Below are 22,871 nucleotides of genomic sequence, written 5' to 3'. Positions count from 1 at the left end.
CGATATGTACGTTCACCCGCAGGAAATTGACTACAATATCGAGACTTTGTTCGAGTTAATTGATGCTTCGGAATTGGAATTTCTCGGTTTTTCAAATCCGGGATATTGGCAGTTAGAGCGACTTTTGGCTAAAGCGCCGGAGTTGATAGAAAGAGCTCAGGGTTTGACGGAACGGGAGCTTTATCGATTAATTGAATTGTTGGATACGGAAATCACTCATTACGAGTTTTTCTTGGGTAAAAAGCCGATTCATAAAATGGATTGGTCGGACGATCAGGCACTTTTGGCGGCAGTGCCTGAGTTGAGTGTTTGCATTCACGGTTGGCCTAGTCAACAAGTGTTTGATTGCAACTACCAATTGATCGATTTGTCAAGTGCTGAGTTTGAGTTTCTGCAAGGTTGTTCACCCCCCCCAGCCCCCCCTTGCCAAGGGGGGGAGAAAGAGGTAACGTCCCCTTGCCAAGGGGGGGAGAAAGAGGTACAGAAGACTGTTGGGGAGATTTTGGCGGATGTGGAGATGGGATTGGATGAAGTGCGATCGATCTTATCAAAACAGCTAATATTGCTAACACCAAGATAATTCGGCGGTTGAAACCGCTTCTTGTCAAACAAAGTCGGCCTCCGCCGACTAAGAAAAGATAAATATGTCATTGCGAACGTAGTGAAGCAATCTCAAAGCTGACGCATCTTTCCCAAATCCCAAGTTGAGTCGTAGGGTGCGTCAGTCGCCATTATTTTCGCTAAAAATCGACAATCTCGAACTGACGCACCCTACAAGTTTCAAGCGAGTAACAATTATGAAGAAAATTCTTCTATATTCTTACTGAAGCGAGTTTCCACCAGCCTTTTCCAGTTAAACAATATGTCATTATCTAAACCATTTGAATTACGTTGTAGCCCAATTAAAACTTCTTGATCTTTTTCAGCATACTCACAATTAGTGAGGGCTTGCTGATCGAGCTTTGAAAAGACTTCCTGTAATGTTTTCCATGCAGACTTAATCCGAATCCTATTCGTGATTAATTCCCCACTGTGGCAGACTATGAATAATTCATATTTGTCTGAATTCGTAATTTTACACATTTCTCTGCACTCGTTGCGTGTAATCCGAACTATATTGTTATAGGTAGGATTAATTGTTTTTACTTCTACAAATAACTCACTGTCTGGCTTGACACATTTAAAATCATAACCATCTTTATCTGGCTGTTTGGTAACATGATAACCAAGTTGTTCGTAAAATCGCTTTGCTTCCTCTTCACCAACTTTACCCCATTTTTCTGAGTTATCTCCAACACCTTGTTGATCGTTCTGGACAATACTACCTGTTCGTTCTAGCTGATATCCTTTTTCTCTACTATCTGTTGGTTCTAGCTGATATTTTTTCTCTCTCTCAGTTATAACTGCCATCGTTGATTCTAGAAGCCCATTTATGCTCTGATCTTTTTTTATCCAAGAGTCTTGAGGATTTTCGTGAAGAAGTTTTGCTAGTTGATCTCGATGTTCGCCTTTTGATAAATAGCCGTGTATTGCCTGCCGTTTCTCCGTCGTTTCTGCCCGTAATACCCATTCTTGAAGAACTTCTACAGGAATACTTTTTCTTGGCAAGCGACAATCATAGAAGAAATCGATGGCAGTGTCGGTATAGTTAACGTGCAGTAAGCGATCATCGGGTGCGAAACCAACTAACAGTTTCTCTTCAGCTTCTTTAGATGTGGCTGAAAGCAATTGTTCAGAGGGTAGATAGTTGCCAGCTTTTGATTGAAATTTAATCTGAGGCAGGAAATCTTTGAGGCTACCACACTCGGAAGAGTTGTTAAAGCTATTCAGAAAAGGTTTTGAGATGAGCTTGCCTACTTGTCTTGCCTTTTCAGACGTTACTTTTGCTTCAATGACTCCAACTTCGGTTTTCAGTGCCTTAAGCAGTTGTATATCGTCAATGTCAATGGTGCGCTTATCAAACAATGATTTGTCTAAGAGTTTTGTGGCTTCTTCCCATTGAGTATCAACAATCAGAGTACGTGGATCACTACTTTTCTGGAAGCTTGACCAACTAGCAACTTCACAGAAGCAAGACTCTTCAGCAAGTTTGCCTGTCACTTTGGAGTATTTAGTATTACTATTGATACAAATCAGTTGGCGATACTGACCATATAATCCGTTTGGTAGGGCTTTATTGCGGGTAATGAGATATCCCATGCCGCGATCCCCGCCTAAAATACCGCTAATCAGATCACGCTGCTCATTAGTATCGATTTTTTGCCAATTAACGGCTAGTTCTTTCCAAAGAAATTCCCAAAAGCTGTAACTATCTACGCTAGAAAAACCTAGAGCAACTTTTACATCTTCCCAATTGGCTTCACATAATTTCTTTAGGAGTTGACCGAGCGCAATGCCAATATTATTAGCAAGTTCTTTGTTTTGTCCTGTTGGATCTAACCTTGTCCTTCCTGGTGTCACCTTAAAGGCTGCATTCAGTATAAAACCAACGTTAAGTTTTTCTTGTGTTGGTGCTGTTACCCAAAAAGTCGGTGCACTCTTAGGAGTAGTGCAACTAAGCCTACCGTCTCTCTCGGTCATGTCTAATAGCAGAGCAGATCCCGATGCTGTTCGCAGGCACAGTCGTAGCGAGTCTTCACCGTTGATTGTAATTCTATTTACTTCGACACCTTGAATACCCAGAAAAGGTTTTCTTTCCCATGTAAATAATTTTGAGTCATTATCTTTAATATCGTTAATGAACCGATATGTTGTAATAGCCCGTGAAAAAACAGTTAAAATACCTGCTAGTTCTTGAAATTCCGTGATAATTTCTTTCGGCTGAATACCATCTAAGTCTAGTTCGACAATTGTTGCATCTGAAGGCATCTTGTATGACTCTAATTTATGTTTCAAGGCTTCAGTTTCTTCAGGAGAGAGCCGTGATGGAATTAGTCCACCCTCGACAGCAAACCCTAAACGCTTGCTTAAAATGCGCGGTCGTTTACATGATGACAGATAAACACTTTTGAATCCTAAGCCAAACATCCCTGTTACTCCATCTCCCTTGTCAGAGGTGTTAAATGTCAGCATCTTTTCAAGGTCGCGATGGTATCCCTCATCGCGATAGTTTCTCTCTGGATTATCTGAATGTTGGAAACACCCAATCGGTCTACCCGCATGAATAAATAAAAGCTGGCGATCGCTCAGTACCACCACAAACTGTTTTCTTTCTTCCTCAATTTCTTTTGGCGATGACATTTTTTGCCATTCAACTACGGCATCATCGGCATTTTGAAATAGCTCAAAGGGGATACTCTGGGGACGATAGCCATACTGCGTTATCTTTTCTCGTACAGACTTTAGTAAACTCTCTTTTACGCCTTCATTATTTTTTAGCAGATTTGAAAATTCAGAGAGTTTTTCTTGAATCTCTTTTTCAGTAGCTTGTTTTTTTTCATCCAAACCTTGTCGTTTGTAGTCCTCTTTGTCGTAACGCAACTCATCTAAGTTGTTCAAGAGCATTTTTACACTGAGATCATGTATCCCAAGCGTCCTCAGAATATACGGAACACTCTCTATCAACAAGTTTTCAGCTACTTGAATATCAAGCTGATCGGAATTTCGCAAATCATCCCAAATCGCTTCTATCGAATTGGTTTCGACTCCATAAACTTTTTTAAGAAGAATTTTAGTTGACTCTTTAAGAATGCTCACTAACTCAGAACTATCAAGTTGTTCTGGTTGTATATGCAACAGTTCTAGCCGTCTTGTATTGCTGGCCAATTCACCTTCATTGACAAAAAAATGAGGCGGCTTAGGTAGATTAGCAAGTTCAGCTTCAAAAGTACATCCCAGTATTGAAACCGCATCGCACGTATGATTTTCAGATTGACCAATATGCACTTGAAAAACTCGAATGGGTTTTGGTTCATTTTCTAGCAAACGTTCACGCAAATGTTCTATATTACGTCTGCCTAGATAATATTCCGCCTGTTTCTTAATCTTATTGTCAGAACTCTTGAAAAGACTCAGAAACGCTCCAATGCGTTCTAATGGACAGTGATCCTCCCATTTTTTAAAGTAATTTATCAAGATGCTATTTTCGTCTTCTGAAGCTTCACCTGATTCTGGTAAAGCATGATTGCCTTGAGTCTCTGACTTCAAGAATGAATGTATAATCTTTAACTGCTTTTCATCTAGCACATAAGTCTCATCAATATTGTTGCCTTCCTTTATTAACTTCTTAGGACTTTTCCACTCACCTTTACGATTAAGAAGACGGATGTAGGGTAAAATATCTGTGCTGAATGTTCCGTAATCAATAGATAATCCAAGATAAGTATTGAAAATTTCCACATTAGCGGCATTAGCAGCATCGACTTGAGAAGCGGGACTAGAAAGCGATATTAGAAGCTCGCGGAGCTTTGCCACGTCCATTTTATCTAATAGGTTTGGCAACAGATACGTTTTAAATTTCTCTTTTTTTGATAGATTATTGGCAAAGTTCCAGGCTGGCAGGAAGCTAACATCAAATTGCTTGAAAGCTTCTAAGCATTTATCTAAGGGAAACTCTTCTATAGAAAACTCTCCAATCTGATATTCTGGCGCTTGCTTCAGAAGTTTACCAATCTCAATTAATGCTTCATCTTCCGTGATGAATACTTCTTTGGTTAACCACTTCCAACAGTGACTACGACTAATTGTTAGTGCTAAGTCTGAAGATGAAATATATTCCGAAAAAACTGTTAGTAGTAGTAGCAAGTCCTCTATTTCTTTAGTCAAATCTGGGTAATGCAGCACATTTTCAGGATGTACTGCCTTATTTTTTTGTTCGGTTGCCAGCCATGCCTTTGTTTTGAGTTTTCCTTGATTATTGGCGTTAGGCAGTTTTTGTGGCTGTTGACTCCATAGACTACTAAATACATCAAGAATGATCTGATAGTTTTGATGTGGCTCTGTTTGGTTGAAGATATATTCAAGAATATCATTTTCATCCAATTTAGAAAAAAGTTTCTGAAGAAGAAGAAAATTTGTGTGTCTGGTGATTTCTAACGAAAGTTGTGTAGTTTCTCTGTATTCACCAGCACTCAAATCCACTAATATTGACAAGTGTTTCTGGAGTTTTTCTGGGACGATCATAATTTTTGATGGAGAGATTGTGCCATCATCCCCCTTCAAAGCAAGCCAGCTTTCTGTTTTGAGAGATTCTTTTAAATCATTTGAAATACGTGATAAGGCATCAAGGATAAGTTCACGAAAATGGCTCCAGTATTCAGGCGTTTTCTGATTATGAGCAAGCACTTTTTTGACGACATTTTCCTCGTCCCAAAAGTCGAACAACTTTTGAACCCAAGTGTATTGATCAGCACTAAATAACGATTTTGGTAACTTGTTTTCGGGATATTTTGTGCTGTCTAAGCTGGCGATCGTGTCTCCGTGTCGCTTTAGATTGTCTGGCAACCTGAGTATGTCTTGTGGACAATATCCATTTGGAGGAAGCCACCCAGAACTTTTTAAAGATTCTCTGTACAATTCTTTTGTTTCATCAGTCATCCTTGGCAGTGCATCGAGAATGATGTCATAGTATTGATGAGGATTCGGTAGGCTAAGAACTTTTGCGATCGCTGCATCAGGAGTCCATGAGGGAATCCAGTTTTGCTGAATTTCTGTATTTTGTCGAATTAAAACGATGTAGTTTTTTAGTCGTTCATCTAAAGGAAAGTCAGAATTTTCTAAATAGACCCGATCAATTTCGATGCGTTCCAAGCGATTAGGAACATTAGCGTTTTCATGCAATCGTAATGATTTCCATAGCTCTTGATTAATAGGTTTCTGGCTGAGGTAAGCGAGAAGTTCATATCTCTCAGATTTGTTCAGCAAATTTCCATCGACACACTCTGGTTTTTCGCGAATTAAATCAACAACTTGTTCAGCTAGAAGTTTTTCAATTCCCAATCTTTGAAAATTAGCTGTAGGAAGGGAATCAATAAATACTGATTTAATTAATCGCCAATCTTCTTGCCGAATTTTGAGAACTTGTGACCCAATCTTTGGCCATAGCGTACTTTCTTGAGAGGTGATATATAAGGATGTTTGTACATCATCATATTTTTCCTTATTTCCATGCAGCAAGTAACGTAATTCTTTAGACATGACGAATTAACTCCTTCAATAGATTTATGCGTTTGTCAGAATCAGCCAAATTTGGCTTTTTAGCGAGCAGTTCTAGGCAACTATTACGATCGCATTTGGGAATGTTTATAAAAAATGGAATCTTCTTCAAGATGTTTGTAAGTCTATCATCAATAAAAATGAGATCGCAATCAGGAAGTGCTTCTCTTAAAGCCATAGCTATCGGTGTCGTGATTGAACCATTAAAAAAATTATTTTTGGCCTGTGTCTGTAACTGAGAGTATGTGTATATGTATTGCTTTTCATCACGGGAGTTATAGCCCAATAAAAGAGGAGTATTTGGCAAATCATTGAGAACAGTTTCAGGCTTGTCAAAGTTATTAAGGACTCGCAGAATAAGTTCCTGACTAACTTTTCGTGTCAGTGGTTCTTCCTTGAAGATATTACTAAGACAAGTAAGTATTTTAACTCCTTGTTGAGGGTTAAGTTTTGCTTGACTAAATAATAGTGGATTATGCTCAAAAGTTGCATATACGATCAACAGATCAAGGTTGAGCGCGTAAAGCTTATTTAGGATGCTATGCACAGATTGTTCATCTGCCGCAAATTTTGCGATCGCGTAACGATTTTTCGGTAACAGAAGTTCTACTAATTTCTTTACACAGGGAAGAATTTCATCCTTTTGTAGTTGTGCTATACCAAGTTTTGCAAAAGCTTTATGAAGTTCTGCAAAAGCTTTATCATGTTCTGCAAAAGCTTTGTTTTGTAGTTGTGCTATACCAATTTCTGCCAAAGCTTTATGATGTTCTGCCAAAGCTTTATGATGTTCTGCAAAAGCTTTATGAAGAAGTTTTCTTAAGCTTACCTGCACTTTTTCATCATTGATAACCTTAGTTTCCTGCTTACTTAAAAAAGCTTGGAGGAAGCTAAGATTATCTATATTTGAGAAAAATTTGCTTGGTTCGAGTGAATTTATGATATCACATATTTCCTCTGATTTCCATGTGGGAGTATTTTTTCCTGCAAGTAAGTTCGGTTTTCCTTCAACGGTTAAGCAGTATTGCTCTGCAAGTGTTTCAAGGTGTGGGAAAGATGCCCAGTTTGGTGGGATTTTAGGAAGTATGCGTAGATGAACTTGCCCTGAATCAATTAATTGCCAGCGTTTTTCTTGGGGATTAAAGCGTTCTTCTTGGGGATTAATTCGATAAATCCATTGTTTCTTTTCACAGATTTCTTGACTGTTTTCCCTAAATAAGGGTTTTGCGTGTAAAGCTTTACAAAATATCTCAATCTCATCATTAGTTAAGCCCTGGGAAAAATCTTTTAGAGCATCTAAAATGGTACCCAGCAAAGATTTATATAGATGAAAGTTCCACTCTTTTTTCAACAAAGTATCATCATCGTCACCCTCAATACGCTGACTAGCGATTATATGCCGTTCATTATTCCATCCCAAAATTCCTGTGCGAGCAAAGTCAACAAAGAAATATCCATGCAGTGTCAAGCAAAAGCTATTCTGTGACGAGATATTGATCGAACTGCTTCCTATTGGTAAAAATACGGCTGTGCGTATCATTAAATTTGCAGGTTGCGATGGCCACCGACCAAAAATTACAGCCGTGTGTGGTTTGATATTCTTGAATTTTGTGGGAAAATTGCCACGCTTGCGAATATCGGTAAAAGTAGAATTTTCATGAATAATCTCTTGACCACTAAACTCAACATCAATACAAGAAGACCTTGAAGTAAGGTTTACTGTTCCTTTTAAAGCGTGAGCTTCAGAAGGATTCAGTTTTGATAAAGCGGCATGGCGGCGCTCTCCAGAATTAATAGTGATCAAATATTTTTCTTTACCACAATCCAAATCATTTTCCCAGTAACGAATAGTTTTCAATGAATGCAGTAAGGGAAGAAGAAGAGTAAATTCTAACTTAGTTGCTTCCTCTGACAAAAAACTGGGAATTTCTTTATTGAAAAAATCTGCGGTACCATTTTTAATACATCCTAGTTGGATACCTTCTTCTTCTGATTTTTGGGTTTTATGGCTGATTTGTCTTAGAGGTATCCATAGAATAAACCATTTGGATTGATACTCTGGTTGTTCAATAATTTTGCTAAGAGCATCTTTTACTTTCTTGCAATCCTCTGGCTCGAATTTGCCCCATTCAGGGTGGTACGAATCTCCATCTCTATCTTCCCAAGGATTAAAAATGTCAGCGCGTTTGTATTGTGGGTTTTGAATCTCAGAACCGATGTAAAAAAATGCCTCACATAAATGAAATACACTTTTTAGTCCGAGTCCAAACTTTCCAATAGCATCTTGCTCTTTGGGCTTATTACTTCCCCCAATTATGTAGCGAATCGAACGAGCATTTTCGTTGGCAAATGTACCATCATCTACTATAAATAAAGCTGGTGTGCGTAATAAAGGATGCTTTGCATTTGAGATACCTTCGATCCAACCAAAATCAAAGTGGGTCGAACCTGCATCTTCAGCATTTTGAACAAGCTCTTTGAGAACAGGGAATCCTGATTTATAATTTTTTAGCAAATTCTCTCGAAGATATTCTATGTCACCTAGTGGATGATGTTCAGCCATATATAGTTTCTTTTACTTATGTTCTAAATTCTCAGTTCTTGCGATCAATGGAAACCATTATACGACATCTTAGAATATCTCGCAAGTGGCATGACGGAAACAGAAATTCTCGAAGATTTTTCCGAACCAACTTCGGCAGACATCAAAGCCTGTCTTGCTTTGGCAGCGGATAGATCCTGGACGGACTCCGACAAAGAAACCGGGTTTTTTACCTAATCTGTCGGTACAACCAAGTAATTTGGTAAAAAAACCCGGTTTCTGGGCCCCATGCGTAAGTCCTATAGATAATTAGCCGCCGATTTGAGACATTGTGCGGCTGTAATTTCCTTGGGTAGTTCCCGAATCTCGCTGCTTGAAATTAATCTCCGGTTTAATCTCCAATATCTGCTGCACTCGATCGCGCAATTCGCCCGTAGACACCCCATTCCGCAAAGCAGTTTTGCCCCGTGTCGATCGGACTGCCGCCAATTTTGGAGTCTTATTGGTGGAAAACCCTACTAAATTCGGCAGACATCAAAGCCTGTCTTGCTTTTGCCGCAGACCATGAGAAAACTGATCCGCCCTGGCTACTTTCAACGTCAGGGTTCTTTTTTTCTCCCTACTTGCTCAAACCTGAAATCCTGACCTAAACAAACCAGGATTATTTGCAGTTATAATTACGCTTATTAGTACCAAATACTGCTTTATGGACTACCACGACATCATCACAATTGAACCGGGAAAACGCAGTGGCAAACCATGTATTCGGGGAATGCGAATCACCGTCTACGATATCTTAGAATATCTCGCAGGTGGCATGACGGAAGCAGAAATTCTCGAAGATTTTTCAGAATTAACTTCGGCAGACATCAAAGCCTGCCTTGCTTTTGCCGCAGATCGTGAAAAAAAGTTATTTGTGGCATCCCTGTGAAACTTCTATTTGAAGAAAACCTCTCAGATGCCGCCTTATAATATAATTGAAACAGTGCTACCCAGCTTGTTAATTCAATGAAAATCACTGCGGCCACCACTTCCCCCGGATGTGTAAAGATTTTAATAACAATAGCAATCCTGAAGGTAAAAGATGACACAAGCCCACAAACAGAAACTTACCTTTGAAGAGTACCTCACCTATGAGGACGACACCGACAACCGCTACGAATTAATTGACGGAGAGTTAGTAACATTGCCACCAGAATCGGGCCCCAACAATTTCATTGCTAACTATCTACTATTCACTCTGGCTAGTAGCGGGTTCATCCCACTGAGGCTGATCAGAACACATATGTGCGAAATCCAAGTTCCGATCCTGCGGGAGGGCGACGCAGCTAACCGCTACCCAGATTTGGTGGTTTTGCGCCCCGAACACATCTTGCTGACAGCAACCAGGCTAACCATCACCCAAACTATGCCACCTCCTCAGTTGGTTGTCGAGGTTGTTAGTCCAGGTAGAGTTGGGCGCGATCGTGATTATATTAGTAAACGAGCCCAATATGCAGCGCGGGGTATCCCTGAATATTGGATTGTTGACCCTCAAGAGGAGATAGTAGCGGTACTACGACTAGAATCAGGTGAGTATGTCGAAGTTGGGGTTTTTCAAGGGGAACAAGCGCTGATATCGCCGACTTTTCCGCAGTTGAACTTGACGGCCCAACAAGTCCTGGAAGGGGAGCTTTAGCCGCCGATTTACAAGGAGTTCAAAGGAGAAATCGAGATCGCGCTCAAATATTTCCAGCTACAACACTCAAATTATCCGACATTTCACGGTTATTTGTTGCATCATCTTTTGGCAACTTTTCACAATTCTTAAATTCTTCAAATAAATCAAAGAAACGATTTAGTGCATCTGCTTCATCCTCAGCATAAAAAAGAATAATCCGACTCCAAGATTGAGTATCTGCTTGGTTAAATCGATTTTCTATCCACTCTTGAAACTCCTCAAACTGTTTTTCTTGTTCTGTGATAGGAATACCAAGTTGACGACGCGCAAAGGTATAGCCATCTAAAAAAACATGGAGATGGCTGAGCGATTTTTTTCCTAAGTATAAAGACGCTCTTTGTTTAATTTTTTCTAATAGAGGGTATAAATCTAACATCTTTTATCTCCTTTTACCTAAAATTCTATTTCCTCAATCTGAAATTGACCGCCCAAATCAAGTGCTAAACAATAAAATTTTCCCAGCCACTCTTGTTGAGGAATTCCTTGAGGATGGATATTATCAAAAATAAATTCCTCCCCATTCATTTTAACTGCAATCCCTTCATGCCGTCCATTTGTAGCAATATTCTGCATGAGGTCATCATGGTAAATATTACCATATTTTCCCTGGGCACTGCCAGTATAAATTTTTACCTTTTTTCCAGCAATACCCCTTTGGATTAAAAACTTTTGAATACTTGAAGCACAAGCCTTACATTCAAACAGCTTAAAATTACTAGCTATTTCTGAAATTTGTTGTCGCACTTCATCGTTCATAAATCGCGTAGCCTCGATCTTTCCCCCACTCTATCCAAGCTGATGCCATCTGTTTTACCCTTCCCCTTTGTTCCGGTTTAAATCGATTTCGGGCATTTCACCCGCCGATTTGAGACATGGTGCGGCTGTAATTTCCTTGAGTAGTTCCCGAATCTCGCTGCTTGAAATTAATCTCCGGTTTAATCTCCAATATGTGCCGCACTCGATCGCGCAATTCAACCGTAGACACCCCATTCCGTAAAGCAGTTTTCAAGTCAATTTGCCCGGTTTCGTTCAGCAGACAAGGCCGCAGCCACCCGTCAGCCGACAAACGCATCCGATTGCACCGATCGCAAAAACACTCCGACATTTGACTGATAAATCCTAAAGTACCCTTCGCCCCCGGAATTTGAAACACATCCGCCGGCCCGTTACCGCGAATTCCCGACTCGGCTAACCCGTATTTCTCGCTAATTTGTTGCCGCAAATCTGCCGAAGCTACCCAACCTTTATCGCCAAATAAGTCGCCATTGCCGATCGGCATAAACTCAATAAATCTAACGTGCCAATTCCGGTTAATAGTTAACTCTGCCAAATCCAATATTTCCCCGTCATTCACACCGGGAATCACCACCACATTCAATTTCAGCGGGTCAAATCCAGCTTGATAAGCCGCTTGAATTCCTTCCCAAACTTGCATCCAGCGCGATCGTCCGCGACTGCCAATTATCTTATCAAAAGTCTCCGGTTCCAGGGAATCCAAACTAATATTAATCCGGCGCAAACCTGCATTGTAGAGATTTTCTGCCATTCCCGCCAGCAAAAAGCCGTTAGTTGTCATTGACAAATCTCGCGTTTCAGGAATAGAGGCGATCGACCTCACCAAATCCACCACCCCAGGGCGCAGCAGCGGTTCCCCACCCGTCAGCCGAAACTTGGTAAATCCTACGGGTATAAAAACTTCGCGAAGCAGAGTTAGCAATTCCGAGTGAGTTAACAACTGCTGCTGCAACACATAGTCCAACTCGCTACCTTCCGGCATACAGTAGAGACAGCGGAAATTGCAGCGGTCTATCAAACTAATCCGAAGGTAGTCTACGGGATTCATGTCAATACTATGTAATATTACTTAATTATAAATCCTGACTCGATTTTCTGCAATTATTAATTGAAAGCAAGAAACCTGCATCGATTACTCTCTCCTCTGCGCCCTCTGCGCCCTCTGCGGTAAATAAAAAAAATCTCAATCACAAATCCAACAAACTTCCTACTCAACTTCTTCTCTCTATCACTATCTCCTCTGCGCCCTCTGCGCCCTCTGCGGTAAATAAAAAAAAATCTCAATCACAAATCCAACAAACTTCCTACTCAACTTCTTCTCTCTCTTACTCTCTTCTCAGCGCCCTCTGCGCCCTCTGCGGTAAATAAAAAAAATCTCAATCACAAATCCAACAAACTCCCTAAATATATGTTCTTTGAATTTGAAGCTGACTTTGTAGAAGCCCTGCGCTGCGTTCCGATGCAGGTACGACTGAAATTAGATACTTGCGGGATTAAACTAAAGTTGCAAGATTGGAATCGCTTCAACCAAGCGGAACGTCAAATGCTTGTCGAGTTACCTTGTTTGACTGCATCAGAAATTAGCGATTACCGAGAACAGTTAAACCAAATATTAATCAAACAGACTAATCAACCGGGTACTGATTTGGCCGTTGATGAAAATCCCCCCTGGATGGATGCTGCAACTATACCGGAGTCTGTTTCTGCAAAAGCTCAAGAGTTGGATGTTGTGATTAGTTTGGCACAGTGGGCGAGTTTGCAGCCTCTGCAGCGGTTTGCTTTGATTAAGCTTAGCCGATCGAGCCACGAGAATAAAAACTTTCTCCCCGCTGTACGAGAGTTTCAACTTGTGGAATAACACTCCTGGACGGATTTCAGGGTAATTCTGTGATTCTGAGTCCTGAGCGAAGGAAATAATTTCACAGATGCTTCGCTACACTGCGTTTCTCTCAGCATGACAGAAAATAGCCGTTCGCGAGGACTAATCATAATATCCCATTTTGCAGGACAGAGATTCACAGCCTTGTCGTCAAGGCTGTTCTGCGCGCCGAAAGCAACAGCAGATATCTCGGCAATGGCAATTTTGCTCACTAAGTGAGATATATTTACTGTAAGTTACGGTAAAAAAAGTGTAAAATGGGGCGATCGCACATTTCTCCCGCCGATCCCACAGACTTGGAATCGATCGTCAAGTCATCTCCCAACCTCCTACTCTGCCATCACAGGTCGATCGCCCCAAAAGATTTCTGAGTCCACCGACACCAAAATCTAAAAACATAATTAATTTAATTTTAAGTATTGTTACCGCAGCGTGGTAATATTTCTGTGAGCTTGCAAAGCAATCGCCAGCTACCTGCATTAGTTTCTGGGCTCCATGAACACGCCAAACACACCCACCAAACCCGCACCAGCAACCGAGGATCATCCTCAGACTGGCACTGTCTCGACAGTCTCGTCAGAGACAGGCAATCCCATGCAAGACTTTTATCGCCTCCAACAAGAGTTGTTGGCGTACACCCTTGCGTTTACGGCGATTATTTTTATCTGCGTTTGGATTTTTTACTCCCTGAATATTGCCGTGAATTATTTGCTTGGGGCGAGCACAGGTGTGGTTTACTTAAAGATGTTGGCTAGAGATGTTGAGCGAATCGGCAGCGAAAATCAACGAATTAGTAAGACAAGGCTGGGTCTGCTTGTTGCGTTGATCGTCATAGCAACTCGGCTGGATCAGTTACAGATTTTACCAATATTTTTGGGATTTCTGACTTACAAAATTTCACTGATGATTTACGTGCTGCGAAGTGCATTAGCACCAGACTACAGGTAGTTTGGGCAATCTAGTAAAACTCAACTCATAGATTTGTATGGGGAAGCCCGTTGAATGGCAATGCTTGACGTTCTAAACATCTTTAATCGTTTACCCCTCGCAAAATTGGAAGTTGGCCAGCAGTTGTACTGGCAACTGGGCAATCTAAAAGTGCACGGGCAGGTTTTTATAACCTCGTGGTTTGTAATTGCCATTTTAGTTTTAGTTTCGATTTTAGGAACCAGCAAAATCCAAAGAATTCCCAGCGGAATGCAAAATTTAATGGAGTATGTGCTGGAATTTATTCGAGACTTGGCTAAAAACCAAATTGGGGAAAAAGAATATCGCCCCTGGGTACCATTTGTTGGTACGTTATTTCTGTTCATCTTTGTGTCAAACTGGTCGGGAGCTCTAATTCCTTGGAAGCTGATTAAGCTGCCCTCGGGAGAATTGGGAGCACCTACGGCTGACATCAATACGACGATCGCATTTGCACTGCTGACTTCTCTAGCATATTTTTATGCAGGTTTCAGCAAAAGTGGCTTGGGGTATTTCGCCCACTATGTAGAACCGGTGCCTTTCATGTTGCCGTTCAAAATCATAGAAGATTTCACTAAGCCTCTTTCCCTAAGTTTCCGTTTGTTTGGCAACATCCTTGCTGACGAATTGGTAGTCGGAGTCCTGGTGTTGCTAGTGCCTTTATTTATTCCTTTGCCAGTGATGGTTCTGGGACTATTTACAAGTGCAATTCAAGCTTTGATTTTTGCTACCCTAGCAGCAGCCTATATTGGTGAAGCTCTAGAGGGCGGTCACGGCGACGAGCATCACGATTAACTAACGATAAACGGCGCAGAATAAGGGAGGAAATATCAAATTTCCGACCTCAATATTCTCTTCGTGACGGACGAATCTGTAAAATTTCAGTTCACAATTTTGTACTTTAGATAAGGAAAATCATCATGGACCCAATCGTTGCTGCCGCTTCCGTAATTGCCGCCGCTTTGGCAGTAGGTTTAGCTGCAATCGGCCCTGGCATTGGTCAAGGAAATGCAGCAGGTCAGGCTGTTGAAGGGATTGCCCGTCAGCCAGAAGCAGAAGGAAAAATTCGCGGCACATTGCTGTTAAGTTTGGCGTTCATGGAAGCGCTGACAATTTACGGTTTGGTGGTAGCCCTAGTGCTGCTGTTTGCCAACCCCTTCGCATAATAATTTGGGGTCTGAGATTTTGGATTTTGGATTTTAATTACCATCCAAAATCCAAACTCTAAAATCTCAAATAGAATTAGGTGGGAGCCGTCAAAAAAACATGATGCACTGGACAGTATTACTAGCAGTTGAAGAAGCGGCAAAGGAAGGCGGACTTTTTGATATTGATGCTACGCTGCCTTTGATGGCGGTGCAGTTTTTAATTCTAGTCGCAGTCTTGAATGCAATTTTTTACAAGCCGCTCACTAAGTCAATTGAGGAACGGGCAGATTACATCCGTACCACTCAAATTTCAGCTAAGGAACGCTTGGTGAAATCCCAGAATTTAGCGGAGGAATACCAACAAAAACTGGGAGAAACTCGCAGGGAGTCTCAAGCTGTAATTGCTGCGGCTCAAGCAGATGCCAAAAAAATCGCGTCGGAAAAAGTAGCTGATGCTCAAAAAGAAGCTCAAGCGGCACGAGAAAAGGCAAGCTCTGAGATAGAGCAGCAAAAACAAGAGGCAATGCGCTCGCTAGAACAAGAGGTAGATAACCTGAGCCGACAAATTCTGGAAAAGTTATTAGGCACAGCATTGGTCAAATAGCTCGATCGAACAGTTTTAATTTTTGGGTAAAATTAAAAAGCTCAAATCTCAAATCGGTTCGTCCAACCTGCACGCGCAATTATGGAAGAGTATCATGGGGACTGTTTTATTGCTAGCCACAGAAGCTAGCGCAGAAGGTGGTTTCGGTTTAAATTTCGATATTTTAGAAACCAACCTGATTAACCTGATCATTGTTATTGGAGTGCTGTTTTACTTCGGGCGCGGCTTTTTAGGAAAAATTCTTACCGAAAGACGTAACGCTATCGAAGAAGCTATTAAAGAAGCAGAAACGCGCCAAAAAGATGCAGCAGCAGCTTTAGCAGAACAACAGCAAAAATTGACTCAGGCTCAAGCAGAAGCGGAGCGGATTCGAGCCGCTGCACAAGAAAATGCGATCGCAGCCAAAGAAGTAATTCTAGCTCAAGCGGCGCAGGACGTTGAACGCATGAAAGCAACAGCAGGTCAAGAGCTGGACGCAGAACGAGAAAAAGCCGTCGCTCAACTCAGAGCAAGAGTTGCTGCAATGGCATTAGAAAGGGTGGAAGGCCAGTTGAAAAATAGCTTGGACGAGAGCGCTCAACACCAATTAATCGATCGCAGCATTGCGTTACTGGGAGGCTAAAACGTGAGTACAGTCAGCACAGAAGTCTTGCAGCCTTACGCATCTGCCTTGATGTCACTGGCTAAGTCCAGCAATCTGTCAGAGAAGTTCGGGGAAGACATTCGTTCTTTACTTGACCTGCTAAAAAATTCGGAAGATTTGCGTCAATTTTTAGCCAATCCGCTGATACAATCGGATGCTAAAAAAGCCGTAATTAAGCAAATAGCGGGTGAAGAAATGAACCCCTTGATGCACAACTTTCTGAAGCTTTTAGTAGACAAAGGAAGGATTCTTTTTTTAGAAGGAATTGGTCAACAATACTTGGCTCAACTCCGAGAACTAAACCAAACAGTATTGGCTGAAGTTACATCTGCCGTCCCGATTTCAGATGCTCAACTGCAGACTGTTCGCGAGAAAGTGCAGGCGATGACCAGCGCTCGAAATGTAGAAATTGAAACCAAAATAGACGCAGATTTAATCGGCGGTGTGGTAATCAAAGTAGGCTCTCAAATAATTGATGCCAGCCTGCGGGGACAATTGCGCCGTCTGGGAATTCGCTTGAATTCCTGATTTGAGGAAGCAGGAAGCAGGAAGAAGAACCCCCCCCTACCCCCCCCCAAGGGGGGAAGGAAGAAGGAAGAAAGAAGAAGGAAGAATTAAACAGGAAGCAGGAATAAATGAATTTATGTTTTCGAGTTGTTAGTCCCAAATTCTTACTGCCAAATCTCAATTCTTTCTTGCCGAAAACATCGAACGACAACTGACAACTGATACATAATAATTAACATGGCAGCAATCAGACCTGACGAAATTAGCAGCATTATTCGCCAGCAAATTGAACAGTACGACCAAGATGTAAAAGTCTCTAACGTCGGTACTGTTTTGCAAGTAGGCGACGGTATTGCCCGGATTTATGGATTGGATAAAGCCATGTCTGGCGAATTGCTAGAATTTGCCGACGGCACCGTGGGCATTGCACTAAACCTCGAACAAGATAACGTCGGTGCAGTGTTGATGGGACAAGGCCTCGGCATTCAAGAAGGTTCGGCGGTTACTGCTACTGGCAGAATTGCTGAAGTCCCCGTTGGTGAAGCAATGTTGGGACGGGTAGTTGATGCTTTGGCGCGTCCGATTGACGGCAAGGGCGAGATTAAAACTACTGAGTCTCGGTTGATTGAATCTCCGGCACCTGGGATTGTTTCTCGCCGTTCTGTTTACGAACCGATGCAAACAGGAATTACTGCTATTGATGCGATGATTCCTGTGGGAAGAGGACAGCGGGAACTGATTATCGGCGACCGTCAAACCGGTAAAACTGCCGTCGCAATCGATACAATCATCAACCAAAAATCGGAAGATGTAATTTGCGTTTACGTGGCGATCGGTCAAAAAGCTTCTACAGTAGCTAACATCGTCAACGTCCTGCAAGAAAAGGGCGCGATGGACTACACAATCGTCGTAGCAGCCAACGCCAGCGACCCCGCAACCCTGCAATATTTGGCTCCCTACACGGGCGCTAGCTTAGCCGAGTATTTCATGTACAAAGGCAAGCACACTTTGATCGTTTACGATGACCTTTCCAAACAAGCGCAAGCCTACCGTCAAATGTCCTTGTTGCTGCGCCGTCCTCCCGGTCGCGAAGCTTATCCCGGAGACGTGTTTTACCTGCACTCTCGCTTGCTAGAACGCGCTGCTAAATTGAGCGACGATTTGGGCGAAGGCAGCATGACTGCTTTGCCAATTATCGAAACCCAAGCTGGCGACGTTTCTGCTTACATTCCGACGAACGTAATTTCGATTACCGACGGTCAAATCTTCCTTTCTTCTGACTTGTTTAACTCTGGTTTGCGTCCAGCAGTAAACCCCGGTATTTCGGTATCGCGGGTAGGTTCTGCGGCTCAAACTAAGGCAATGAAAAAAGTAGCCGGTAAGGTGAAATTGGAATTGGCGCAGTTTGAAGAACTGGCAGCATTTTCTCAGTTTGCTTCTGACTTGGATAAATCTACTCAAAATCAATTGGCGCGGGGTCAACGCTTGCGGGAACTCCTGAAACAAGACCAAAATTCACCGCTGCCGATGAACGAACAAGTGGCTATAATCTATGCCGGTATTAACGGCTACATGGATGATATCGCTGTGGAAAAAGTCAGCAAGTTTACTGTTGGTTTGCGCGATTATTTGCGGACTAGCAAGCCGAAGTACGGCGAAATCGTTCAAGGCGGAAAAGCCTTGACTGATGAAGCTGAGAAGCTGCTGAAAGAAGGCATTGCGGAATTCAAGCAAAGTTTCTTAGTGTCTGCGTAATTAGTCATCAGCCATCGGTCATTGGTCATTAGTTGCGTCGCAGAACCCCCCTAACCCCCCTTATTAAGGGGGGGACAAGAGCGTTCAGAAGTCATTGGTCATTAGTTACGTCGCAGATTCCCCCTAGCCCCCCTTAATAAGGGGGGGACCAGAGCGTTCAGAGTCCCCCTGTTTAAGGGGGAGACTAGAGGCACTCAAAGTCAACCCCTACTCCCCTTAAGAAGGGGGATTTAGGGGGATCGAGACTTCGAGACAAACGAGAGAGACAGAAGGTTTCAGTCTTAAGTTGATACAAATGGGCTATGCCGTGTCCCTACCGCAGCTCAACTTAAAAACTGATGGCTGGGAACTAATAACTCGGAAATAAAGGCTAAGAAAAAAGGAGAAAGTTATGGCAAATCTCAAAACTATTCGCGATCGCATTAAGTCGGTCAAGAACACTAAAAAGATTACAGAAGCGATGCGTTTGGTGGCTGCTGCTAAGGTGCGCCGCGCTCAAGAACAAGTGACTGCTACTCGACCTTTTGCCGATCGCCTCGCAGAGGTATTGTACGGTTTGGCGGAACGCTTGCAGTTTGACAGCCAGGATTTACCGCTGCTGCAAAAACGCGAAGTGCGATCGGTGGGACTTTTGGTAGTTTCGGGCGATCGGGGTTTGTGCGGCGGCTACAACAGCAACATCATCAGATACGCCGAAAATCGCGCTAAGGAAATCAAAGCTGAAGGCTTAGACTACAAATACGTGTTGGTAGGACGCAAAGCTACTCAGTATTTCCAGCGCCGCGAACAGCCGATAGACGCTACTTACGCTAACTTGGAACAAATTCCGACAGCACCGGAAGCGGCGCAAATAGCTGACGAACTGCTGTCTTTGTTTCTGTCGGGAACTGTGGACAGAGTTGAGCTAATTTACACCAAGTTTGTGTCGCTAATTAGTTCGCGTCCGGTAATTCAAACTTTGTTACCCCTCGACCCCCAAGGTTTGGAAACTGCCGATGATGAAATCTTCCGCTTGACAACGAAAGGCGGACAGTTTCAAGTGTCGCGGGAAAAGGTTTCTGCACCTACAAAGAGTTTGCCGGCCGACATGATTTTCGAGCAAGATCCGGCACAAATTCTGGAGGCACTTTTGCCTTTGTATTTGAACAACCAATTGCTGCGTGCTTTGCAAGAATCTGCTGCTAGCGAGTTGGCTGCGCGGATGACGGCGATGAACAATGCTAGCGAGAATGCTAGCGATTTGATTGGTAGTTTGACGCTGACTTATAACAAGGCGCGGCAGGCGGCAATTACTCAGGAAATCCTGGAAGTTTGCGGCGGCGCTGAGGCTTTGAATGGTTAAGTTAGGGTTGACAATTTGTTGATTTTATGCTATGCGTCTGGGGGAACTCAGGCGCTTTTTTTGAGATAATTGGGCGGTTGATATCAATTCCGGTTGTATCGGAATGATTAAACCACAGAGAACACAGAGGACACAGAGAAAGAGAAGAGAGAAATAATAATTCCGATATTAACGGATTTGATATGAAACCGCTTCTTGTCAAGCTTTCGTCCACTCCAAGCGGACTAAGAATAAGAAGGATATTTAAATTAGACTGTGTTCCCACGTTCTTCTAGCCACCGCTGAAATGATTTCTGACTTTCTCCAGATGGCTTACCGAGAATGATATTTTTGATGCTAATGTCTTCGTCAATATCGGGCCAGTGGATTCCTTCATTTCCACCAATAAATCGCCAATTATTGCGATCGTTTGGTGTGCTGTGCAATAGCCGAGGATACCAAGCTAAAGGTACAGAAATAGTACGACCATCGGATAGATCGACTGTTAGCGCGTCGTCTGTAACGACTACGTTTTGTGCTTGGGGGATTTGTAGCAATTCAACCATTACTGATGTCAAATGCTTACTTCTCTATATTAGCTTGGGCGATCGCTCACTCCTGCACAATTTCCACCAAGTCTTCAATCATTACATCAAAGGTGCGGGCCAATTTGTGTATAGAAATAAAGTCAATGGTTGACACTCCCGGACAGCGGGCGTAGTGTCTGACGGTGCTGTAAATTACTCCCGATCGCTCTGAAACCTCTTTTAGCGTCCAACCTTTCTCAGCGGCGAATTCTCTGACTTTTAGTCTGACTAAACCCATACTTGACAAGTGATGGTGTACCATCATAAGATATTTTTATCCCAAAAGCCGATCGCCTAATCTTCGACAATCTCATACAAATCTTCGACCATCACGTCAAAAGTCCTCGCCAACTTGTCCAAGGCTGTCACGTCAATTGTTGCTAATCCGGGCGATCGGGCATAGGTTCTGAGCGTACTGTAGACTACGCCCGATCGCTCTGAAACCTCTTTGATCGTCCAGCCTTTCTCAGCAGCAAACTCTCGAACCCGTAATCTAATTAAGCCCATAAGCTCTTCAGGTGTGACTAATATCAGTCATGAAATTATACTACAAAAGGCGATCGACCTACTCTTTGACGACCTCAACCAAATCTTCCACCATCACGTCAAAAGTACGTGCCAGCTTCAGCAGACAAGTAAAATCAACCATCGCCATTCCCGGAGAACGTGAATAGGTGCTGAGGGTGCTGTAGTTGACTCCCGATCGGTCAGAAACCTCTTTGATCGTCCAGCCTTTCTCACCAGCAAATTCTCTAACCCGCAATCTAATTAAGCCCATAAGCTCTTGACAGATGATTGATATAGGTCGTAAGATTATAATGTAAAAAGCGATCGCCCCCAGGCCTGGAAAACTCAAGGACGGTCGCCTATCAAAGTTCAAATCCCTAAGCAGGAGACTCATCAACCACATTCCCTAAACAAGAAACTTATCAACTAAATTCCCAAATCAAGAGACATATCAGTCAAGAGATACACATCAATCAAGAGAGACATTAACTCAAGAGAGACATCAAGCGAAGGAGATTTCTATAATGTTAGCAAGCTTTTCGAGAAAATCAACCCCCAGACACAGATTGAGCCGGTTTGTCACCAAAGAGGCGATCGCCCGCCTGCTCAAAATCAAGGTAGACCAAATATATCGCTTCGAGTGCTGGGCGCATATCCTGTACGTACACGCCCAAGGGATGAGTCGGTTTGTCAGTTATGCCGACTTTCCGCCAGTGGTGGGAGTGGAATCGCCCTCTGGTTTAGATTTTGGTTACTGGAAGCGGCGGATGGCGAGTCTGAAGGAGAGATTTGCACCAGATTTTTGGGTAGATTTCTATGGGGATAAATTTCGGGAGGCTGTTTCTGTTGCTGAATTGTTGGAGTGGGGAGAATTAGTTGGGGTGGTTAAATTGATGTTGGGGGCGATCGCCCTGGAGTCGCTGCGGAATGTTTATGCACAAGAGAAATCTCTGCTGGAACATTTCTAAGAAGAGCGATCGACTAAAAATAGCAGCCAAGAATCGTAAAATATTGATTGAACAACGTAAAGGAATAAGAACAATGACAACCGAACGCTGGACAGATGAAATGGTGGATGATTTGGCTTCCACTGTAGAGCAAACCACTAGGAATATCGAACAAACTAACCAGAATGTCGATATGCTTGTAGGTGCTGTTAATGCTATTTTAGCAAGAGACTCACAGCGAGATGAAGAAATGCGGCGGCGGGATCGGGATTTTCAACAGTACAAAATAGAGAATGACCAACGATTTAATATTCTGCTCGAAGAAGTCAGATTTTTAATCAGAAAACTGGGAGAGAATCAATGATAGATTAGCAAGGAATATTTCTAAGTGCTACTGTTTCTCCTATGCCAAACCCTGCGATACAAATCCAGCCCAATAATAGGGACTGACAAAGGGTAATCCTTTCTGATTTAAACGCCGCTGAAGGTTGATAATTTCTGTGGCATTTTCCTCAGTTTTTTTCTGCTCAAAATAAGCCTCTAACTGCGGTTTGTATTTAGCGGATAACTCATCGCCTGTTAAGTTACGGAGCTGAAATTGTGCTTGACGTAGGGCTTCAGAACGGCTCTTGTCCTTCTTTTCCTGATAATATAAAATACAAAATAAAGCCGTTGCTAAATCGTCCACAGCCCACAAGGTACTCACCACATTTCGCGCACCCGCACAGAGGAAACCGCTAGCAATGGAGAGCGGATCGTCGGTAATTTGGGTGATGGTTAAATTGGTTTCGCAGCAGGAC

General features: G+C 42.6%; 24 protein-coding genes and 2 pseudogenes. 15 read left to right on the top strand and 11 right to left on the bottom strand.

Translation table 11 applies throughout. The features are described 5' to 3' along the window. A pseudogene (locus WBA89_RS06990) lies at positions 1–580 on the top strand (SAM-dependent methyltransferase); the annotation flags it as partial. Between the two features lie 215 nt (positions 581–795). Here WBA89_RS06990 and WBA89_RS06985 read toward each other — a convergent pair. After that, positions 796–6,135, bottom strand: coding sequence for a DUF3883 domain-containing protein (locus tag WBA89_RS06985; protein ID WP_424405051.1), 5,340 nt, complete (start codon positions 6,133–6,135; stop codon positions 796–798). Beyond that, entirely contained in the window at positions 6,128–8,713 is a 2,586-nt protein-coding gene (locus tag WBA89_RS06980; protein ID WP_424405049.1) for a sacsin N-terminal ATP-binding-like domain-containing protein, read from the bottom strand. The genes WBA89_RS06985 and WBA89_RS06980 overlap by 8 nt, the downstream gene beginning before the upstream one ends. 27 nt (positions 8,714–8,740) lie before the next feature. On the opposite strand from WBA89_RS06980, the gene WBA89_RS06975 reads away from it, so the two are divergent. Then, the gene (locus WBA89_RS06975) at positions 8,741–8,929 is read left to right on the top strand and encodes a DUF433 domain-containing protein (protein WP_424405055.1); all 189 of its coding nucleotides are present in this window, start codon (positions 8,741–8,743) and stop codon (positions 8,927–8,929) included. 72 nt (positions 8,930–9,001) lie between these two features. Here the strand turns inward: WBA89_RS06975 and WBA89_RS06970 are convergent. Continuing rightward, a pseudogene (locus WBA89_RS06970) lies at positions 9,002–9,154 on the bottom strand (cyclic pyranopterin phosphate synthase MoaA); the annotation flags it as partial. A gap of 244 nt (positions 9,155–9,398) precedes the next feature. Here WBA89_RS06970 and WBA89_RS06965 point away from each other — a divergent pair. Beyond that, a complete protein-coding gene (locus tag WBA89_RS06965; RefSeq protein WP_106332354.1) occupies positions 9,399–9,623 on the top strand; it encodes a DUF433 domain-containing protein in 225 nt (74 codons plus the stop codon). A 153-nt stretch (positions 9,624–9,776) separates the two neighbouring features. Further along, entirely contained in the window at positions 9,777–10,370 is a 594-nt protein-coding gene (locus WBA89_RS06960) for a Uma2 family endonuclease (protein WP_333198153.1), read from the top strand. A 43-nt stretch (positions 10,371–10,413) separates the two neighbouring features. On the opposite strand, the gene WBA89_RS06955 is transcribed toward WBA89_RS06960, so the two are convergent. From WBA89_RS06955 to moaA, 3 genes are all read right to left on the bottom strand, one after another. Continuing rightward, on the bottom strand, positions 10,414–10,788 hold the full coding sequence (locus WBA89_RS06955) for a hypothetical protein (RefSeq protein WP_333422783.1): 375 nt from the start codon (positions 10,786–10,788) through the stop codon (positions 10,414–10,416). A gap of 17 nt (positions 10,789–10,805) precedes the next feature. Beyond that, a complete protein-coding gene (locus tag WBA89_RS06950) occupies positions 10,806–11,168 on the bottom strand; it encodes a papain fold toxin domain-containing protein (RefSeq protein ID WP_333422785.1) in 363 nt (120 codons plus the stop codon). Positions 11,169–11,265: 97 nt separating this feature from the next. Further along, the gene (gene moaA, locus WBA89_RS06945; protein ID WP_424405046.1) at positions 11,266–12,255 is read right to left on the bottom strand and encodes a GTP 3',8-cyclase MoaA; all 990 of its coding nucleotides are present in this window, start codon (positions 12,253–12,255) and stop codon (positions 11,266–11,268) included. A 360-nt stretch (positions 12,256–12,615) separates the two neighbouring features. Here moaA and WBA89_RS06940 point away from each other — a divergent pair, with 360 nt between their 5' ends. From WBA89_RS06940 to WBA89_RS06900, 9 genes are all read left to right on the top strand, one after another. After that, positions 12,616–13,065 carry a nitrate reductase associated protein gene (locus tag WBA89_RS06940; RefSeq protein ID WP_424405044.1) on the top strand — a complete coding sequence of 150 codons (450 nt, stop codon included), beginning with the start codon at positions 12,616–12,618 and terminating at the stop codon, positions 13,063–13,065. A gap of 516 nt (positions 13,066–13,581) precedes the next feature. Beyond that, positions 13,582–14,034 carry an ATP synthase subunit I gene (locus WBA89_RS06935; protein WP_424405042.1) on the top strand — a complete coding sequence of 151 codons (453 nt, stop codon included), beginning with the start codon at positions 13,582–13,584 and terminating at the stop codon, positions 14,032–14,034. 54 nt (positions 14,035–14,088) lie between these two features. Next, on the top strand, positions 14,089–14,847 hold the full coding sequence (atpB, locus tag WBA89_RS06930; RefSeq protein WP_424405040.1) for a F0F1 ATP synthase subunit A: 759 nt from the start codon (positions 14,089–14,091) through the stop codon (positions 14,845–14,847). A gap of 125 nt (positions 14,848–14,972) precedes the next feature. Next, positions 14,973–15,218, top strand: coding sequence for an ATP synthase F0 subunit C (atpE, locus tag WBA89_RS06925; RefSeq protein WP_017712264.1), 246 nt, complete (start codon positions 14,973–14,975; stop codon positions 15,216–15,218). A 100-nt stretch (positions 15,219–15,318) separates the two neighbouring features. Further along, complete coding sequence (locus WBA89_RS06920; RefSeq protein WP_424405038.1) at positions 15,319–15,804, top strand: F0F1 ATP synthase subunit B'; 486 nt, start codon at positions 15,319–15,321, stop codon at positions 15,802–15,804. Positions 15,805–15,898: 94 nt separating this feature from the next. After that, positions 15,899–16,426, top strand: a complete 528-nt coding sequence (locus WBA89_RS06915; RefSeq protein WP_424405053.1) for a F0F1 ATP synthase subunit B — start codon at positions 15,899–15,901, stop codon at positions 16,424–16,426. Between the two features lie 3 nt (positions 16,427–16,429). After that, the gene (gene atpH, locus WBA89_RS06910; RefSeq protein ID WP_424405036.1) at positions 16,430–16,975 is read left to right on the top strand and encodes an ATP synthase F1 subunit delta; all 546 of its coding nucleotides are present in this window, start codon (positions 16,430–16,432) and stop codon (positions 16,973–16,975) included. Positions 16,976–17,191: 216 nt separating this feature from the next. Continuing rightward, complete coding sequence (atpA, locus tag WBA89_RS06905; RefSeq protein ID WP_424405034.1) at positions 17,192–18,709, top strand: F0F1 ATP synthase subunit alpha; 1,518 nt, start codon at positions 17,192–17,194, stop codon at positions 18,707–18,709. Between the two features lie 391 nt (positions 18,710–19,100). Continuing rightward, entirely contained in the window at positions 19,101–20,051 is a 951-nt protein-coding gene (locus WBA89_RS06900) for a F0F1 ATP synthase subunit gamma (protein WP_424405032.1), read from the top strand. A 248-nt stretch (positions 20,052–20,299) separates the two neighbouring features. Here the strand turns inward: WBA89_RS06900 and WBA89_RS06895 are convergent, their stop codons facing one another. The 4 genes from WBA89_RS06895 to WBA89_RS06880 are packed head-to-tail and all read right to left on the bottom strand — an operon-like array spanning position 20,300 to position 21,395. Then, positions 20,300–20,596: a DUF2442 domain-containing protein gene (locus WBA89_RS06895; RefSeq protein ID WP_424405030.1), complete on the bottom strand. Its 297-nt coding sequence runs from the start codon at positions 20,594–20,596 to the stop codon at positions 20,300–20,302. A 46-nt stretch (positions 20,597–20,642) separates the two neighbouring features. Next, complete coding sequence (locus WBA89_RS06890) at positions 20,643–20,855, bottom strand: helix-turn-helix domain-containing protein (RefSeq protein ID WP_106149042.1); 213 nt, start codon at positions 20,853–20,855, stop codon at positions 20,643–20,645. Between the two features lie 56 nt (positions 20,856–20,911). After that, the gene (locus tag WBA89_RS06885; RefSeq protein ID WP_106333817.1) at positions 20,912–21,124 is read right to left on the bottom strand and encodes a helix-turn-helix domain-containing protein; all 213 of its coding nucleotides are present in this window, start codon (positions 21,122–21,124) and stop codon (positions 20,912–20,914) included. A 58-nt stretch (positions 21,125–21,182) separates the two neighbouring features. Next, the gene (locus tag WBA89_RS06880) at positions 21,183–21,395 is read right to left on the bottom strand and encodes a helix-turn-helix domain-containing protein (RefSeq protein WP_106149040.1); all 213 of its coding nucleotides are present in this window, start codon (positions 21,393–21,395) and stop codon (positions 21,183–21,185) included. A gap of 253 nt (positions 21,396–21,648) precedes the next feature. Between WBA89_RS06880 and WBA89_RS06875 the strand changes: the two genes are divergently transcribed. Further along, positions 21,649–22,092, top strand: a complete 444-nt coding sequence (locus WBA89_RS06875) for a hypothetical protein (RefSeq protein WP_424405027.1) — start codon at positions 21,649–21,651, stop codon at positions 22,090–22,092. A gap of 73 nt (positions 22,093–22,165) precedes the next feature. Then, positions 22,166–22,435 carry a hypothetical protein gene (locus WBA89_RS06870; protein WP_424405025.1) on the top strand — a complete coding sequence of 90 codons (270 nt, stop codon included), beginning with the start codon at positions 22,166–22,168 and terminating at the stop codon, positions 22,433–22,435. Between the two features lie 39 nt (positions 22,436–22,474). Here WBA89_RS06870 and WBA89_RS06865 read toward each other — a convergent pair. Further along, positions 22,475–22,871: CHAT domain-containing protein (locus WBA89_RS06865; RefSeq protein WP_424405023.1), on the bottom strand; the 397-nt coding region annotated here is incomplete at its 5' end.

It is taken from the genome of Microcoleus sp. (genome assembly GCF_049646505.1).
Lineage (GTDB): Bacteria > Cyanobacteriota > Cyanobacteriia > Cyanobacteriales > Microcoleaceae > Microcoleus.
The sequence above is the reverse complement of the archived record's forward strand: the minus strand, read 5'-3'. Positions and strand labels throughout refer to the sequence as shown.

Excerpts from the sequence above, each read along its gene's own strand:
- WBA89_RS06985 (WP_424405051.1), bottom strand. The coding sequence starts at position 6,135 with ATGTCTAAAGAATTACGTTACTTGCTGCATGGAAATAAGGAAAAATAT.
- WBA89_RS06980 (WP_424405049.1), bottom strand. The coding sequence starts at position 8,713 with ATGGCTGAACATCATCCACTAGGTGACATAGAATATCTTCGAGAGAAT.
- WBA89_RS06965 (WP_106332354.1), top strand. The coding sequence starts at position 9,399 with ATGGACTACCACGACATCATCACAATTGAACCGGGAAAACGCAGTGGC.
- WBA89_RS06960 (WP_333198153.1), top strand. The coding sequence starts at position 9,777 with ATGACACAAGCCCACAAACAGAAACTTACCTTTGAAGAGTACCTCACC.
- WBA89_RS06955 (WP_333422783.1), bottom strand. The coding sequence starts at position 10,788 with ATGTTAGATTTATACCCTCTATTAGAAAAAATTAAACAAAGAGCGTCT.
- WBA89_RS06950 (WP_333422785.1), bottom strand. The coding sequence starts at position 11,168 with ATGAACGATGAAGTGCGACAACAAATTTCAGAAATAGCTAGTAATTTT.
- moaA (WP_424405046.1), bottom strand. The coding sequence starts at position 12,255 with ATGAATCCCGTAGACTACCTTCGGATTAGTTTGATAGACCGCTGCAAT.
- WBA89_RS06940 (WP_424405044.1), top strand. The coding sequence starts at position 12,616 with ATGTTCTTTGAATTTGAAGCTGACTTTGTAGAAGCCCTGCGCTGCGTT.
- WBA89_RS06935 (WP_424405042.1), top strand. The coding sequence starts at position 13,582 with ATGAACACGCCAAACACACCCACCAAACCCGCACCAGCAACCGAGGAT.
- atpB (WP_424405040.1), top strand. The coding sequence starts at position 14,089 with ATGGCAATGCTTGACGTTCTAAACATCTTTAATCGTTTACCCCTCGCA.
- atpE (WP_017712264.1), top strand. The coding sequence starts at position 14,973 with ATGGACCCAATCGTTGCTGCCGCTTCCGTAATTGCCGCCGCTTTGGCA.
- WBA89_RS06920 (WP_424405038.1), top strand. The coding sequence starts at position 15,319 with ATGATGCACTGGACAGTATTACTAGCAGTTGAAGAAGCGGCAAAGGAA.
- WBA89_RS06915 (WP_424405053.1), top strand. The coding sequence starts at position 15,899 with ATGGGGACTGTTTTATTGCTAGCCACAGAAGCTAGCGCAGAAGGTGGT.
- atpA (WP_424405034.1), top strand. The coding sequence starts at position 17,192 with ATGGCAGCAATCAGACCTGACGAAATTAGCAGCATTATTCGCCAGCAA.
- WBA89_RS06900 (WP_424405032.1), top strand. The coding sequence starts at position 19,101 with ATGGCAAATCTCAAAACTATTCGCGATCGCATTAAGTCGGTCAAGAAC.
- WBA89_RS06895 (WP_424405030.1), bottom strand. The coding sequence starts at position 20,596 with ATGGTTGAATTGCTACAAATCCCCCAAGCACAAAACGTAGTCGTTACA.
- WBA89_RS06890 (WP_106149042.1), bottom strand. The coding sequence starts at position 20,855 with ATGGGTTTAGTCAGACTAAAAGTCAGAGAATTCGCCGCTGAGAAAGGT.
- WBA89_RS06885 (WP_106333817.1), bottom strand. The coding sequence starts at position 21,124 with ATGGGCTTAATTAGATTACGGGTTCGAGAGTTTGCTGCTGAGAAAGGC.
- WBA89_RS06880 (WP_106149040.1), bottom strand. The coding sequence starts at position 21,395 with ATGGGCTTAATTAGATTGCGGGTTAGAGAATTTGCTGGTGAGAAAGGC.
- WBA89_RS06875 (WP_424405027.1), top strand. The coding sequence starts at position 21,649 with ATGTTAGCAAGCTTTTCGAGAAAATCAACCCCCAGACACAGATTGAGC.
- WBA89_RS06870 (WP_424405025.1), top strand. The coding sequence starts at position 22,166 with ATGACAACCGAACGCTGGACAGATGAAATGGTGGATGATTTGGCTTCC.